A 15316-nucleotide genomic window follows, 5' to 3' on the forward strand; every position below is an offset into this window, starting at 1 on the left:
ACGCTAATCCGGTTGCTCCTCTGGTTTGTCTCCTCTATCGAACTCTAAGCTGTATTTCCCCCCGGGTGTGTCGCAGTGGTGGACGGTGCCGACGTGACCGGGTTCGGTCTTCTGGTGGGTCTCCGGCCCCTTTACGGTAGGGGGGCGATACAGGCTGCCTTCGAGTCCCCGTGAGGTGACGAGACCAATGGGGGAAATGACGACCCGATCCGTGGTACCCGGAGGTTTGCTCATGATGGTTTCCGGACGAACATCGGTTTCATCGAGTCGAGGATCGCGTCCCAGATCTGCAGCTTCTCGTCCAGGTTGCCGTCGGGGGACTCCATCTCGATCCGCGTGGTCGGATACTCACCAGAGTCATATTTGCCGTTGAACCGCCAGGTGAAGACGAGATTTCTGCTGTCTCCCTCCTTGATTCTCAGGACCGATTCCTCGCCCGGCATCCCGGCTACCTCACGATGCTGCAGGCGAATCTTCGACATGCTACTTCCCGGAATGAATAGTGATGCTGCGAGCATGGCGCGGGTCCCGGAGATGAGACTTGTGGTTTCAATCTCCTTTCTAGCGTCCATATACATCTCAATCAGAAGCGATAGCTGCAGCGGATGCCCTTCGAAACGAGCGATCGATTCCTCATGAACAGAGTATGGTAAATCAATAACCCCATGACTCAGATAGAAACCGTTGCTGGCTCGGCCAAGTTCTGCTTGAGCTGCGTTGAGTGTTTGGTAATGCAAAGCAATATTTTCTATATTCTTGGCCATCTTATGATTAATCAACTCCATTTCAACGATGGTAGGTTTCCCAACAATCCATAATCCAATAGGGCCCGAGTCCAAAAGCAGAGACCATTGGGCCGCTTCCTCATCATAAAAATCATGGTAATAGTAGATACCTTTTGCCCACTTTTCTAATAGAGGGAACTTGTCCACTTGTGTGATTATCAACGCTTTTTTCCCTTCCGGTGCCTTTAACTCATGTATTTCCTGGAGTTGTCGTTCCCACTCAAGCGATCGCGCCTCCATCTCACGGCCTGGCGACCACCTGATCTCCTTTAATTCGGTACGTCTCAGCATCGACGACCGAAGTTTTATTTCCATTTCAGTTGGTGTCGAAACCGAAAATCTGCCAATCAGATTTGTCCCCATTTGGCCTCCGTATCCCGCAGATGATCTTTTTGATGTACATCCTTGAAAGGAGATAAACACCAGAAACGAAACTGCTATTGTGAAACCAGACGAAATCCCCGTTTGCTTATACATATTTGCCCCCTTCAAAGCTTCAGCATGTGACTCTGTTAGCTTCAATAAGTTCGGCTGCAATATTGATAATAGTGGAGTAGACGAAGGTAACGGCAATCTGGTCTTCAAAAACACTTTGGTGGTCCACTCCTAATAATTTGAAACTATCTGCTTCTCCTGCTAATGCGAACCCTGATGATTGAGGTACAGTACCGTCGCCACCACCGCGAAACTGTTCTGGATGGGTCATTGTAAAAACTCTTAATCCATCTGTGTCAGCTGGTGGCGATGTAAACTCGTCTCCTGCCTCATTGGCATAGATTACGCAACTACCCCTGGATGATAATTGGTGAGAATATGTCTTTTCAATGTAGTAGGGGATACCCCCTGCATCAGTAGCTGCTTTGTATTCTGACCAAGATCTGAGTTCTTCGTCTTTAAAAGATATTTGGTCGACGGTTTTGAGGTTGCTAGAAAAAAAGTGGTAGGTGGTCCGATGACACAGCTTGTTGAGCTTTGTGTGGAATGATTTTGCTTTCTTTAAACAACGGAGGTACTCACCCCAAGCACTTTTTTCGTTTCCATACCTATCTTCTGTTGTAAGAGCCTTGTCTGTTGGTGACAGCCAGTCCGGTCTAATCAGTCGCCAAAACTTCTGAGATTTAATTCTATATATTTCTTCATAGGGATCACCGTTCTTTGGCAAAACAAGTTCGGTACCTCCTTTGACGGGTATGTGTAGCCAACCGGCATTGCCGTTGTTATCGGTATAGTGCTGGTTCGGTAACAGTTCCAGGCCACCCGGCGAATTTGCCAGGATGCAGGTGACTTCCTCTCCATTTGTCCCCAGCACCCAGGCTGATACTTTGCTGTTGAGCGAACTTAGCAGCCCTCCGCCCGTTCTCTCGAAACCTGCTTTCATCCGCCAGTACGCTGCGGCCGCTCCAGTGGCCGGTTGGACTCCATGGATGACCCCCAACACCTTCTTCTCCGCATCATGAAGCTTGCATGCTGAACGACAAACGAGCCCCCCCATCGAATGACTGACAAGAATTACGTGATTGCACATCCGCTCTTTTTTTCGATACCGCCAGATGACGCTGTCGATCTCCTCTGCCAACTTTTCCCCGCTATTAAAATTGCTGTCCGTCCAGTTGTAACCGAAGGCATGGACTGGGAATTCGAAACAATATCCAACGAGATCCTTTATTCCTGGCTTTTCGGATGGTTGTAACGGCACTTCCCAATCATGATTTTGCAGTTGTTCAAGGAACCGCCCGTACGACCCCCAGTAAACGCCACCCCATCCCCTCTTGGCACGACCAGGGTCTTCTGAGGTATAAAACTTCTTGTTGTGATCCGGGTTGTCGCGGTCAACCACCAGGTACTCCGGCTCAAATCTTTCCCCGATGAGCATCCGCTTGCGTTGGGCTGGGGAATTCCACGCCCCTCCGTATTTCATGAGCATGCACATGATCTCCCGGTCCGGATCCCACACCCTCTCACCCGAGTTCTTGTTTTTCAGGCGGCTCCCCATGATGCCGGGGACGAAGATGATGGGGATTACCTCCCGGTTGATGCGGATCCGGTTCAGTTTTTCCTGGTCCAGTCCGTCGATCAGCTCAAGCAACTCCGGCCAGTCGATGTCGATGTAGTTGCGTCTTCCCATGCTCGCCCCCGTGTTAATCCGGTTGCTCCTCCGGTTTGTCTCCCCTCTCGAACCCCAAGCCATACTTTCCGCCCGGTGTGTCGCAGTGGTGGACGGTGCCGACGTAACCTAGTTCCGTCTTTTGGTGGGTCTCCGGTCCCTTCACCGTATGCGCGACCTGGAACACCGGCTGATGTCTGCGGCCGCTGCGCACGTCAGGGTGGCGATACTCGAAGGCGATGGTGAGCTGGTACTTGCCTGCGGCGGCTTCCGGTGTGCCACCAGCGCAGTTGGGTTGCGTCAGCCGGCCCGGCGGCGTGTTGCCGTTGTTGCTGGTCATCACGTCGAGCCGGCGACAGACGTTGCGCCCTTCGACCTTCACGTCGAAGGAATAGTTCTGGAAGGTGGCCCTACCGTTACTGGTCCCGGAAAGAACGCCGGGCCCGATGCCGCCGCTGCTCTTGGAAAAGCAGGAGTCCTTGAGCATGATCGGGTTCCCGTCGACGAGGACGGTCTGGCTCCCGTTCTGGGTGTCTTCGGAACGGGCCACGTTGGTATAGGGGATGGGGACGAGGGTCGGGCCCACGGGGGTGAGGCAGGTGTCGGGGACGGTAATCAACACGCCCTCGCTGGTCTTGTGGACCACGGTCTGGCCGTTTACTTGCGTGGTGGTTGCCATAGCTTCCTCCGCGATCTCAGTTGATCCGGATCGAGCTCCCCTGGATGCAGTGGGTGCCGGAGGCGCGGCTGATCAAATACTCCCCCTTGATCAGCACCTTGCCTGACTTGTTCAGGGTGATGCTGGCCTTTCCGCAGCGAAGTACCACCTCTTCGGCGGCATCGACGATAAGGCTTTTGCCGTCAACGATGATTCCGACCGGCTGGGAGGGGCCGTCGATACTCGGCTGCGGCTCTCCGGCGATGGTGTCGACGATGATCGGGAGGCTGGCCTTGCCGTCCTCGAAGCAAAGCAGCACTTGTGCGGGCGGGGAGAGTCTCCACAGTTGGGCCTGGACTGAGGATGTCAGTTGCGCCCGGAGGGGGCCGCGTCGGTTGCCGGGGAAATCCACCAGGACTTCTCCCGGGTCGACCGAAATTACCGTTCCGGTACTGAATCCGGAAGAAAGCCTGGAGTCACCGTCGTCGTCTTCCGGCACCGGCAAAATCCTGACAGGTTCGCTCATGGCGGGTCACCTTTGGGCCTTGGGGATAGGTTAGGTTTGGCGGGGATTTATCAGATGGTTGGAAAGGGTGGGGTGAGGTGCGTTAATAAGAACCCCATGCTACATTGGCGGATCTTCCTGTCAAGCCACCGCGGGACGCCGAAGAACATCTACCGATCCTCGAACCCTGGCGAGCCAAGAAGCCTCATCCCTACCGGAGGCTTTTTCTGCGAATCTGTGGTTGTTCGCGGCAGGAATGCTGCTCCTGCAGCGAAAGGCGTGCACGTTGCCGGAGGACTGTCCCTAAGAGACCCTCCTTCACTGGGCGGATTTCTGAGAGAGCATTTCTTTACAACAACTGCGTGTCTGCTATACCTGTCAAAAATACGCTTCTGTTTGGAGGCGCTTTCTACTATGTCACTATGTAAAGAGTCTGTGAGTATCCAGGAGAACAGCGTGGTTCGCCTGGCCAACCTGGCAAAGGGGTCTATGACTTCCCCCAGCCAGCTTCCTAGGGAGGATCGCGATGAAGGTAAGTGCACGTAACACATTCTCGGGGACCGTTTCCAACATCACTAAAGGGGCTGTGAACTCTGAAGTGGTTCTCGAACTAAAAGGCGGTGTCTCCATCGTTGCCACGGTAACCAACGGGGCGGTTACCAACCTCGGGCTTAAGAACGGAGACGCTGCGTTTGCCATCGTCAAGGCGAGTTCCGTCATTATCGGCACCGACCTGCACGATGCGAAGGTCAGTGCGCGCAACATGTTCTGCGGCACCATCGCCACGATCATTGAAGGTCCGGTCAGTACCGAGGTCGACATCGAGATCGGTGGCGGGAACCTCGTCAGCGCCGTTATTACCCACGGGAGTTCAATGAAACTCGGCCTCAAGGTCGGCGGGCATGCCTGCGCCATGTTCAAGGCGTCGAGCGTCATCCTCGGCGTCGCCTGAGACGGCTTTCATCGGCAGCAGCGGTCTCATCCGCTGTCCTTTGGAAAAGAAAAACCCCGCCTGGCATGATGGGGTTTTTCTTTTCCAACTGTCCTGAAACAAGGTCCGACGGTCTGTCCCGTACTCTCTCCCGGGCAGGGCCACAAAAAGGCAGAGCGGGCCTCGCGGTCCGCTCCTCCGCGTTCAAGACCTCCTACGCGATTGCATTGCAAAAACGGAAAAGGTGCTGCGGGACCAACTCTTACTCCTCGTTCATTCTCTCGATCATCGCTTTGATGTCGTTGAGCTTCATCTGGAGCTTGGCAAGCTCATCCGGAGAGTAGACTTTGGTGCCCTTCTGAATTTCAGCAGTCAGCCTGCGGACCTGATTCTGGATGTCGTCCACGGTGTTCGAGCAGTTTTTAGAAGCAAGCAGGCATTCGTCTTTTTGAGCGGTACCGGCCATGTCTGCAAAGGCCGGCGCCGCAGTGCTCATGCACATTGCAGCGGCAAGCATTATGGCTAATTTTCTCATCTAACCGGTCCTCCTGAAAGTGAAAGTTGCTATCATGGAAACATTATGCTCGTTACCTTCTTATAGTGCAAAGGTTTTTGACGGAGAAGACTCTCAGGAAAAGGTTAGAAACCGCCGGGAGATCGGGGCTTTGACAGAGGTGGCTCTGGCGTCGTGTTAAGTCGATTCTTGAGGGCTTACCCGATCACCCTGTCCGTCGCACGCTCGTCCTTTCGTGCGCGACCCAAGAAGGAGAGGGGACCCGGGGAGCGCCGCCGCTTTCATCGGCCGAGAGTCAAATAAGAAAAAGCCATGGGTCTTATGACTCATGGCTTTTTATCTGTGACTGCAATCTGAGATGCTATGTCAGGAATGAATCCACATATCCGCTACTTGTGGCTTGTTTTGCGCTCCATCTCGGTGGCGTCGTCCATGACCTTGTAGGCGCAGAACTCGCCGCACATGGTGCAGGCGCCGTGATCGGCGACCCCCGACTCGGCGCGCAGCCGGCGGGCTTTCTCCGGGTCGATGGCCAGCGCGAATTGCCCTTCCCAGTCGAGCTTCTTGCGGCAGGCGGCCATCTTCTTGTCCTTCTCGATCGCCCCTTTCACCCCTTTGACGATGTCGGCGGCGTGGGCGGCGATGCGGCTTGCCACCACCCCTTCCTTCACATCGTCGACCGACGGCAGCTTCAGGTGCTCGCTCGGGGTGACGTAGCAGAGAAAGTCGGCGCCGGCCGCGGCGGCGATGGTCCCGCCGATGGCGGAAGTGATGTGGTCGTAGCCCGGAGCGATGTCGGTGACCAGCGGCCCGAGGACGTAGAACGGCGCGCCGTGGCAGAGGCGCTTTTGCAGCATGATGTTCGCCTCGATCTGGTTCAGCGGCATGTGGCCCGGACCTTCGATCATCACCTGGACGCCGAAGTCCCAGGCGCGCTGGGTCAGCTCGCCCAAAAGGATCAGCTCGTGGATCTGGGCACGGTCGGTGGCGTCAGCCAGGCAGCCGGGGCGGAAACCGTCGCCCAGCGACAGGGTCATGTCGTATTCCTTGACGATCTCCAGGAGCCGGTCGAAGTGCTCGAAAAGGGGGTTCTCCATGTTGTTGTGCGCCATCCACTCGATGGTGAAGGCGCCGCCGCGGGAGACGACGTCCATGATCCGCCCCTCGTTGCGCATCCGCTCCACGGTGGAGCGGGTGACGCCGCAATGGACGGTGATGAAGTCGACGCCGTCCTCGGCGTGCTTGATGATCCCCTTGAAGATGTCCTCGACGGTCATCTCGACGATCGCCTTCTTCTGGTTGCGCACCGCGTCGAGCGCCGCCTGGTAGAGCGGCACGGTGCCGATGCAGGCGGAGGTTTCGGCGATGATGGCGCGGCGGATCTCGTCGACCGGCCCGCCGGTGGAGAGGTCCATGATGGCGTCGGCGCCGCTGTGCACCGCCACCCGGGCCTTTTCCAGCTCTTTCTGGATGTCGAGGTCGTCGGCGGAAGAGCCGATGTTGGCGTTCACCTTGGTGCGAAGGCCCTTGCCGACCGGCAGCGGCCGGCCGTTCTTGTGCTTCACGTTATGGCAGATGATGATGTTCCCCGCTTCGATCCCCGCGCGGATGAATTCCGGCTCCACTCCTTCCCAGAGGGCTGCTTCCTTCATCTTGTCGGTAATGATCCCCTTGCGGGCGTATTCGAGCTGTGTCATGTCCACTCCTGGTCGTATAGGTCCGGCAGGGCCGGGTTGTTAAGGTGTTGCAGCGCGATAGTGGTTCACCGATCCGTGTCCTTTTCCGAAGGGGCCGGCGAACTGTATGGCGCGGGTAATGTACTGTTTTCCCCGGCTGATCGCCGCCGGAAGCGGTTCCCCCTGGGCGAGGAACGTCGCAATGGCGGAGGCGAGGGCGCAGCCGGTGCCGTGGGTATGCGGCGTCGGCGTGCGCGGGGCGGTGAAAATGGCGAAGCGGGAACCGTCAAAAAAAAGATCGGCCACCTCGTCCCCCTCCAGGTGTCCCCCTTTGAGAAGAACGTTGCGCGCCCCCATCCGGTGCAGCTCCCGGGTCGCGGCCACCATGGCTTCCACGCTGGTGATGGAAAGTCCGGTCAGCCGTTCCGCTTCGGGAACGTTCGGGGTGAGGAGGTAGCTGAGCGGAATCAACTCCTTCTTGAGCACCTGGACCGCCTCGTCATCGAGCAAGTGAGCGCCGCCCTTGGCGACCATCACCGTGTCCAGTACCAGCATTTGCTTGCGGTAAGTGCGGAGCCGGTCGGCGAGGACCGCGGCGTTTTCCGGGGACAGGAGCATCCCCACCTTCACCACGTCGATCGGGAGGTCGGACAGGACTGCATCGAGCTGGTCGCGGAGAAACTCGGCCGGGACGGGATGGATTCCGGTGACCCCGGTGCTGTTTTGGGCGGTGAGGGCCGCGATGGCCGAGGCGCCGTAGCTCCCCAGAAGGGTGATCGTCTTCAGGTCCCCCTGGATGCCGGCGCCGCCGCCGGAGTCGCTGCCGGCGACGGTGAGGACGGCGCCGCGCGGCTGGGGGAGGGCCCGGTTGAACAGAAGGGCGATCTCGCGAGCCGCCAGTTCCGGCTCTCCCGCGGCCAGGACCGCGGAGATGACGGCGACCGCATCGATCCCGTTGTCGATGAGCGCCGGGGCGTTGTCGCGGTCGATGCCGCCGATCGCCACCACGGGAATCTTCACCCGTTCCTTGATGGCGCGCACCGCCTCCGGCCCCTGGATGATGCCGACCTCCTTGGAGGCGGTGGGGTAGATGGCGCCAAAGCCGAGGTAATCGGCACCGGCGGCCTCCGCGGTAGCGGCCTCTTCCGGGTTGTGGGTGGAGATCCCTATTACTTTATTCGGTCCCAGCAACTGCCGGGCCCGGACCGGGTCGCCGTCGTCCTGCCCCAGGTGGACGCCGTCGGCGTCGAGCTCCCGGGCGAGTTCCAGGTCGTCGTTCACGATGAAAGGAACATCGAATCGGGCACAGAGCTCTTTGAGGGCACTGCCCAGGGCGAACCGGTCGGCGTGGCTGCGGTGCTTGTCGCGGTACTGCAGGACACGGACCCCGCCGTGCAGTGCCGCCTCGACCCGTTCCAAAAGGTGTTCGCCGTCGTCGGTGATGAGGTAGAGGCCGGAGATGACACTTTTTCGATGTAAAGACATGGTCCTTCTTATCTCTTAAAGGGTGGCTGAACCGCTAGGGGCGCAGCATGCCGCGCCCGCAACACCTATCTACCCTTCTCCCCTCGGGAGAGGGGGCTCGGAGGGCGGGTGAGGGAAGAGGCCACAACGGGACGGGGGAGACTGATACGACCCTTACCCCGACCCTCTCCCGTAGGGCGAGGGCCCGTCGGATTTACGATCACCAGCCAATAAAAAAGCCGCGACGGAAAGGGTCGCGGCTCCTGGATGGTATGGATGGGAGTTCGCGCCGCTTCCCTACGCCGGTTCTAGCCGGATCAGGTTCAAAGGGTCTCAGGCGGTGCCTGTCTCAGTTCGGAAGAACTCCCCCAGCTGGCAAGTGTAGCGGCATACGTTATTTCATAGACAGCGTTTTGTCAACGTCTCTTTTTCCCGTAAGGTCAACGGTTTCCGGGTTTTTGCCTTTACAGCCAAGGGGAGAAGTGCTAAAAAAAGCGAGCATCTGGAATGCCCCTGGCTGGTAACGGCCCGGGGCTTTTCCGATGGAACCGAAATCTTCAGATGTATGGGGAATTCACGAAATGGATGGTCGTACGACCGTTGCGGAGATCAACCTCGCCGCCCTTCGCAAAAATTACGCGCTGGTGAAGCGCACCATTCCCGCCGGGAGCGGGATCCTCGCCGTCGTGAAGGCCGACGCCTACGGCCACGGCTTTCTCGACATTTCCAAGGAGCTGGAGTCGCTCGGGGCGGAGGCCTTCGGGGTCGCCTTCCTGGCCGAAGGGATCCAACTGCGTCGCAGCGGGCTGGACCGCACCGTCCTCATCCTGGGGGGGATCTATCCCGGCGAGGAGCGAAAGTGCGTCGGCTACCACCTCTCCACCGCCCTTTTCACCCTGGAACAGGCCGAAGGACTGGATGCGGCAGCGGCGAAACTCTACCGCAAGGCGCTGGTCCACCTCGAAGTCGACACCGGGATGGGGCGACTCGGCGTCTCCCATGCCGACATCCCCGCCTTTCTGAGGGAGCTCAAGAGATTCAAGAACCTGGAGCTGGAGGGGATTTTCTCCCACTTCGCCAGTGCCGACGAACTCGACCCGGAGGGGGTGAACTACACCGAACTCCAGGCGGAACGGTTTTCCAAAGCGGTGTCCGAGGCACGGGCCCAGGGCTTTGCACCCCGGTACATCCACATCGCCAACAGCGCAGCAGTCTTGAACCTGAAGCTTCCCTACTGCAACCTGGTGCGTCCCGGCATTATTTTGTATGGCGCCCTCCCTTCCGCAGATTTTCAGGGGAAGGTGGTGGAGCCGGAGCCGGTTTTACGCTTCCGGAGCAAAGTCGCCATGTTGAAGTGGGTCGATCCGGGAACCTGCATCAGTTATGGCCGGCGCTACACGGCCGATGAGCGTCGGCTGATCGCCAGCGTGCCGGTAGGCTACGCCGACGGCTACAACCGGGCCCTCACCAACAAGGGAGAGGTGCTGATCCGCGGCAAGCGGGCGCGGGTGACCGGGACGGTCTGCATGGACTGGATCATGGTCGACGTGACCGGGATCGAGGGGGTGTCGGTGGGCGACGAAGTGACCCTTTTGGGGATGGACCCGAGCGGCGTCTGCATCAGCGCCCAGGAACTTGCCGATAAAGCCGGGACGATACCCTACGAGATTTTCTGCTGTATCAGCAAGCGCGTCCCGCGGATCTATCTGGATTAGCCAGGAACCGGGGCTGGGGGTGGGAAGGAAGGCCTGGAACCCGGGGCTAGGGGCTGGGGACTGGGGGCTAGGGAAAAACGATAGGGTTTGTTGATATCCCTTACGTCCCTGCGCCAGCTACTGCCGACAAACCATTACAAGGAGCTGCCAATGTCTGACATCAGACTTACCAGCATGGTGAAGGCGGCCGGTTGAGCCGCCAAGCTGGGCCCGGCGGGCCTGGAGGAAGCCATTGCTGATATCGTACGCTCCGATGACCCGAACCTGATCGTGGGGGTTGAGGGGGCGGAGGATGCGGGAGTCTACCGCATAGGGGACCAGCTCGCCCTGGTGCAGACCACCGACGTCATCACGCCGCTGGTCGACGACCCCTTTACCTTCGGGCGCATTGCGGCGGCCAATTCCCTCTCCGATGTGTATGCCATGGGGGGACGGCCGGTGACTGCGCTGAACCTCGCCTTTTTCCCGGCGTGTTCGCTCCCGACTTCGGTGCTGGCTGCCATCCTCGCCGGCGGCGCTGATGCGCTGCGCGAGGCGGGCGCCTGCCTCGTCGGCGGCCACACCGTTGAAGATGATGAGCTCAAATACGGCCTGGCGGTGACCGGGCTGATTGATCCGAGCCGGGTAATCCGCAACAGTACCTCCCGTCCCGGCGATGTTCTCGTCCTCACCAAGCCGCTCGGCTCCGGCATCGTTTCCACCGCGATCAAGGCGGAGATGGTCCCGGCTGAGCTTGCCGCCGAGTGCAGCCGCTGGATGACCCGACTCAACAAGGAAGCGGCGGAACTCATGGTGCAATGCAATGCATCTGCCGCGACCGACGTCACCGGTTTCGGCTTCATCGGGCATGCCTGCGAGATGGCCCTTGGTGCCGGGCTTTCCTTTGCCTTGGAGCTGGATCGGATACCGGTCCTTGCCGGGGTCGATGCGTTGGTGGCGGACGGGATGGTTCCGGCCGGATGCTACCGCAACCGTGAATACTATAGTGAGCTGGTATCCGGCGGGACACCGGACCGGCTCCTGCCCCTCTTCGATCCGCAGACCTCCGGCGGGCTGCTGATCGCCTTCGCTCCGGCCGACGCCCGTGAATTCCTCGCTCGTTCTGCCGACCGCGGCGCCTTCGCGGTGCAGATCGGGGAGGTCGTGCCTAAAAGAGAGACCGCATTGGTTTTCAGGTAGCACCGTTAAGTCCCCCTTTGCGAAGGGGGATTTAGGGGGATTTGCCTCTGAGGTTCTCCCTCGCGCAGAGAAACAAGTAAAACCCTGACAGCAAATCCTCTCCGGCCCCCCTTTGTCAAAGGGGGGCGATCAAGGGCCTTGCTGTGGGAGCGCCCTTCCGGGCGCGAATGGCTTTGATCGCGGCAGGAATGCTGCTCCTACAAGTTTTGGCACCAGTTGTTCGCGCCAAGAATGGCGCTCCCACAGGGTTGGCGCCTGCTTCATGGGGAACCGGCCAGTCTGCTCCTCAACATCGCCTAGCGAAATACACCGCAGCGTAGCTCCGGATCTGCCCGCCTTGCTGTGGGAGCGCCCTTCCGGGCGCGAATGGCTTTGATCACGGCAGGAATGCCGCTCCTGCAGGTGTCGGCGCCTTTCTCTGTGAATTTTCCGTCTTCCCAAATAAAGAGCCCCTTTTTTCAATGACTCCTTCCCACATTCGCAAACTCGCTGCCGCCTTTGACCTCGGCACGACCACCATCGCCGCCTCTCTCCTTGACCTTGGTACCGGCGAGCGTCTTGGCGTCTGTTCCGCTATGAATCCACAGCGCCAGTGGGGCTCGGACGTGCTTGCCCGTATCGGCGCCGCTGCCGATCCCGTGGAGCTCTCCGGCATGCAGATGGCCGCCGCGGCCGAAATGGAGCGGATGACCCGGGACCTGCTGCAGCAGATAGACGCTTCGCCGGAGCACCTTTCCGGCGTCGCGGTCGCAGCGAACTCGGCCATGGAGGAGATCGCCCTCGGGCTCTACCCCAAATCCTTAGCCGCGCCTCCCTTTCGCCCCTCGTTCAGTGCCGGCCAATCCGTGACCACGGCAAAACTCGGATGGGATCTCGACGTCCCCGCCTACCTCTTCCCGCTCCCCGGGGGCTTCGTCGGCGGCGACCTGCTCGCCTTCCTGCACGGGCTCGCCGAAACGCCCCGCCCCCGCTCGCTCTATCTGGATCTCGGCACCAACGCCGAGATCGCCCTCTACGATGGCAACGGTTTTCTCGCCACCTCCGCGGCAGCGGGGCCTGCCTTCGAAGGGGGGAACCTGAAGTGCGGCACCGCCGCGCTTCCCGGTGCGATCAGCTCCGTGGAGATATCGGGCGACCGTCTGGCCGTCCGCACCATCCCGGGAGCGCCGCCGCATGGCATCTGCGGTTCCGGCGTTCTTGAGGCCGTATCCGCGCTGCGCGGCGCCGGCATCATCGACGCCACCGGCCGGATCGTCTCCGCCGACGAGATTCCCTCCAATCTCGCCAACCGGCGTACCGATATCAACGGCGTCCCCGCGTTCGTGCTGCACCGGGACGCGAAAAGCACGGTCTACCTCGACCAGGAGGACATCCGCGCGCTTCAGCTTGCCAAGGGGGCGCTGCGTGCCGGGATAGAGGTTCTCCTCTCCCGCGCCCACCTCTCTGCCGACGATTTGAGCGAGGTCGTTCTCACCGGCTCCTTCGGTGCCGTGCTTTCCCCTGCGGTCCTAAAAAGTATTGGAATTTTCACCGAAAAAATGGTAATAATCACGGGCTTTGTCCGTGAGGGCGCGCTGGCCGGGGTGGAGCGGTTCCTGACCGATCCCGGGGGGCGCGAGCAGGTCGAGCGCCTGGCCGAAGCCGTCCGCGTGATCCCGCTCTCCGGCACCCCGCTTTTCGAACAGTTGTTCCTTGCCAATCTGGATTTCCCATGACTCCCCAGGTGGTCGGCCGACCGCCCGCCGGAGTTGCTTCATAGGTAAGGGGTAGTCCCCCCTTCGTTCCCCCTTCTGTAGGGTGGGTAGCCCTCTGCCCACCAAGCTGACCGCGTGGGCACAGCGTGCCCACCCTACGAATTGGATTAGAAAGTGCCTGGCACCTGCGGAGCTGTGGATTAGAAAGTGCCTGGCACCTGCGTGTCGTGGCACCTGCGTGTCGGCTGAGAGGGGGACAGGCACCTGCGGAGCCAGTCCCCGGTTGTTTCCCACTCAGATTTTGAAGTTATCTGCGTTCATCTGCGTGTATCTGCGGACCGAATGCTTTTTTGTTTTTTGGACTCGTCGTCAGGCAAGTAAAACCAATAGAAAAGGAAAAGGAGTACATTCATGGCAAAGATTGGTCGCGCGCTGATCAGTGTGTCGGAGAAGACCGGTGTGGTCGAGTTTTCCAAGGCGCTTTCCGGGTATGGCGTGGAGATCCTCTCCACCGGCGGAACCGCAAAGCTGCTGCGTGATGCGGGGGTCCCGGTGAAGGACGTCTCCGAGTTCACCGGCTTCCCGGAAATGCTCGACGGCCGGGTCAAGACGCTGCACCCGAAGGTGCACGGCGGGATCCTCGGCATGAGGGAGAACCCGGCGCACGTTGCCAAGATGCAGGAGCACGGCATCGAGCCGATCGACATGGTGGTCGTGAACCTCTACCCGTTCGAGGCGACCGTCGCCAAGGAAGGGTGCACCATGGAAGACGCCATCGAGAACATCGATATCGGCGGCCCGACCATGCTCCGCTCCGCGGCCAAGAATAACCGCGACGTCACCGTCATCGTCGACCACGCCGATTACCAGGTGGTCCTGGACGAGATGAAGGCTTCCGGCGGCGCCGTTTCCCGCGAGACCAACTTCCGGCTGGCCGTCAAGGTCTACCAGCACACCGCCGCCTACGACGGCGCCATCTCCAACTGGCTCGGCGCCCGTCTGGGCGAAGGGGTCGATGCCTACCCGCAGACCCTCACCATGCAGTACCGTCTGGCCCAGGGGATGCGCTACGGCGAGAACCCGCACCAGGGCGCGGCCTTCTACGTCGAAAAGAACGTGACGGACGCTTCCATCTGCACCGCCCGTCAGCTCCAGGGCAAAGAGCTTTCCTACAACAACATCGCCGACACCGACGCGGCGCTCGAGTGCGTCAAGCAGTTCAACGAAGGCCCGGCCTGCGTCATCGTGAAGCACGCCAATCCCTGCGGCGTCGCCGTCGCCGGCAACATCCTCGAAGCGTACGAGGCGGCCTATAAGACCGATACCGAATCCGCTTTCGGCGGGATCATCGCCTTCAACCGCGAGCTCGACGAGATGACCGCCCGCGCCATCGTCGACCGCCAGTTCGTCGAAGTCATCATCGCTCCGAAGATCAGCGAGGCCGCCTCCGAGGTGGTCGCCGCCAAGAAGAACGTCCGTCTCCTCGAGTGCGGTTTCTGGGCCGAGCAGCCGGCGGCGCGCCTTGACTTCAAACGGGTCAACGGCGGGATCCTGGTGCAGGACGCCGACCTGGAACTCTTCAACGAGCTCAAGGTGGTGACCAAGCGGGCGCCGACCGACGCCGAGATGGAAGACCTCCTCTTCACCTGGAAGGTGGCCAAGTTCGTGAAGTCCAACGCCATCGTCTACGGCCGCGGCAACGCGACCGTAGGGGTCGGCGCCGGCCAGATGAGCCGCGTCAACTCCGCCCGTATCGCGGCGATCAAGGCCGAGCACGCCGGGATTCCGGTCAAGGGTGCCGTGATGGCCTCCGACGCCTTCTTCCCGTTCCGTGACGGTCTCGACAACGCCGCCCAGGCCGGGGTGACCGCGGTGATCCAGCCGGGTGGCAGCATGAGAGACGCCGAGGTGATCGCCGCCGCCGACGAGCACGGCATCGCCATGGTCTTCACCGGTATGAGGCATTTCCGCCACTAGGAAAAAGCCGGGGCTAGGGAGCAGTGGCTAGGGGCTAGGGAAAACCGTGACACTTCTTCCAAAAGGGTGGCAGGTCCGGTTGCCCCAGGCTTCAACGAAAGAAGAGGGATCGCC

Annotated in this window: 12 protein-coding genes and 1 riboswitch; of the genes, 5 read left to right on the top strand and 7 right to left on the bottom strand. The window is 60.0% G+C overall.

Translation table 11 applies throughout. The features are described 5' to 3' along the window. Positions 1–230: 230 nt before the first annotated feature. The 4 genes from JFN93_RS20015 to JFN93_RS20030 all read right to left on the bottom strand — a co-directional run bounded on the left by JFN93_RS20015 (position 231) and on the right by JFN93_RS20030 (position 4073). Complete coding sequence (locus tag JFN93_RS20015) at positions 231–1148, bottom strand: T6SS immunity protein Tli4 family protein (RefSeq protein ID WP_199385918.1); 918 nt, start codon at positions 1146–1148, stop codon at positions 231–233. 133 nt (positions 1149–1281) lie between these two features. Then, positions 1282–2910, bottom strand: a complete 1629-nt coding sequence (locus JFN93_RS20020; protein ID WP_199385919.1) for an esterase/lipase family protein — start codon at positions 2908–2910, stop codon at positions 1282–1284. A gap of 13 nt (positions 2911–2923) precedes the next feature. Further along, positions 2924–3568 carry a DUF4150 domain-containing protein gene (locus tag JFN93_RS20025; protein WP_199385920.1) on the bottom strand — a complete coding sequence of 215 codons (645 nt, stop codon included), beginning with the start codon at positions 3566–3568 and terminating at the stop codon, positions 2924–2926. Between the two features lie 16 nt (positions 3569–3584). Next, positions 3585–4073 (bottom strand): DUF6484 domain-containing protein, encoded by a 489-nt coding sequence (locus JFN93_RS20030; protein WP_199385921.1) that lies wholly within the window; start codon positions 4071–4073, stop codon positions 3585–3587. A gap of 505 nt (positions 4074–4578) precedes the next feature. Between JFN93_RS20030 and JFN93_RS20035 the strand changes: the two genes are divergently transcribed. After that, a complete protein-coding gene (locus tag JFN93_RS20035; RefSeq protein WP_199385922.1) occupies positions 4579–5004 on the top strand; it encodes a TOBE domain-containing protein in 426 nt (141 codons plus the stop codon). Positions 5005–5245: 241 nt separating this feature from the next. Here the strand turns inward: JFN93_RS20035 and JFN93_RS20040 are convergent, their stop codons facing one another. The 3 genes from JFN93_RS20040 to thiD all read right to left on the bottom strand — a co-directional run bounded on the left by JFN93_RS20040 (position 5246) and on the right by thiD (position 8658). Then, complete coding sequence (locus tag JFN93_RS20040) at positions 5246–5518, bottom strand: hypothetical protein (RefSeq protein WP_199385923.1); 273 nt, start codon at positions 5516–5518, stop codon at positions 5246–5248. A gap of 368 nt (positions 5519–5886) precedes the next feature. Then, positions 5887–7200: a phosphomethylpyrimidine synthase ThiC gene (gene thiC, locus JFN93_RS20045; RefSeq protein WP_199385924.1), complete on the bottom strand. Its 1314-nt coding sequence runs from the start codon at positions 7198–7200 to the stop codon at positions 5887–5889. Between the two features lie 33 nt (positions 7201–7233). Then, positions 7234–8658: a bifunctional hydroxymethylpyrimidine kinase/phosphomethylpyrimidine kinase gene (gene thiD / locus JFN93_RS20050; RefSeq protein ID WP_199385925.1), complete on the bottom strand. Its 1425-nt coding sequence runs from the start codon at positions 8656–8658 to the stop codon at positions 7234–7236. Between the two features lie 256 nt (positions 8659–8914). After that, a riboswitch (TPP riboswitch) is annotated at positions 8915–9017 on the bottom strand. Between the two features lie 201 nt (positions 9018–9218). Here thiD and alr point away from each other — a divergent pair. From alr to purH, 4 genes are all read left to right on the top strand, one after another. Next, positions 9219–10352 carry an alanine racemase gene (gene alr, locus JFN93_RS20055; protein WP_199385926.1) on the top strand — a complete coding sequence of 378 codons (1134 nt, stop codon included), beginning with the start codon at positions 9219–9221 and terminating at the stop codon, positions 10350–10352. 150 nt (positions 10353–10502) lie between these two features. After that, on the top strand, positions 10503–11531 hold the full coding sequence (gene selD / locus JFN93_RS20060; RefSeq protein WP_199385927.1) for a selenide, water dikinase SelD: 1029 nt from the start codon (positions 10503–10505) through the stop codon (positions 11529–11531). 461 nt (positions 11532–11992) lie between these two features. Next, on the top strand, positions 11993–13246 hold the full coding sequence (locus JFN93_RS20065; RefSeq protein WP_199385928.1) for an ASKHA domain-containing protein: 1254 nt from the start codon (positions 11993–11995) through the stop codon (positions 13244–13246). A 390-nt stretch (positions 13247–13636) separates the two neighbouring features. After that, positions 13637–15202, top strand: coding sequence for a bifunctional phosphoribosylaminoimidazolecarboxamide formyltransferase/IMP cyclohydrolase (gene purH, locus JFN93_RS20070; protein WP_199385929.1), 1566 nt, complete (start codon positions 13637–13639; stop codon positions 15200–15202). Positions 15203–15316: the final 114 nt, after the last annotated feature.

Origin of the sequence: Geomesophilobacter sediminis (genome assembly GCF_016458275.1) — a bacterium.
Classification (GTDB): Bacteria; Desulfobacterota; Desulfuromonadia; order Geobacterales; family Geobacteraceae; genus Geomesophilobacter; species Geomesophilobacter sediminis.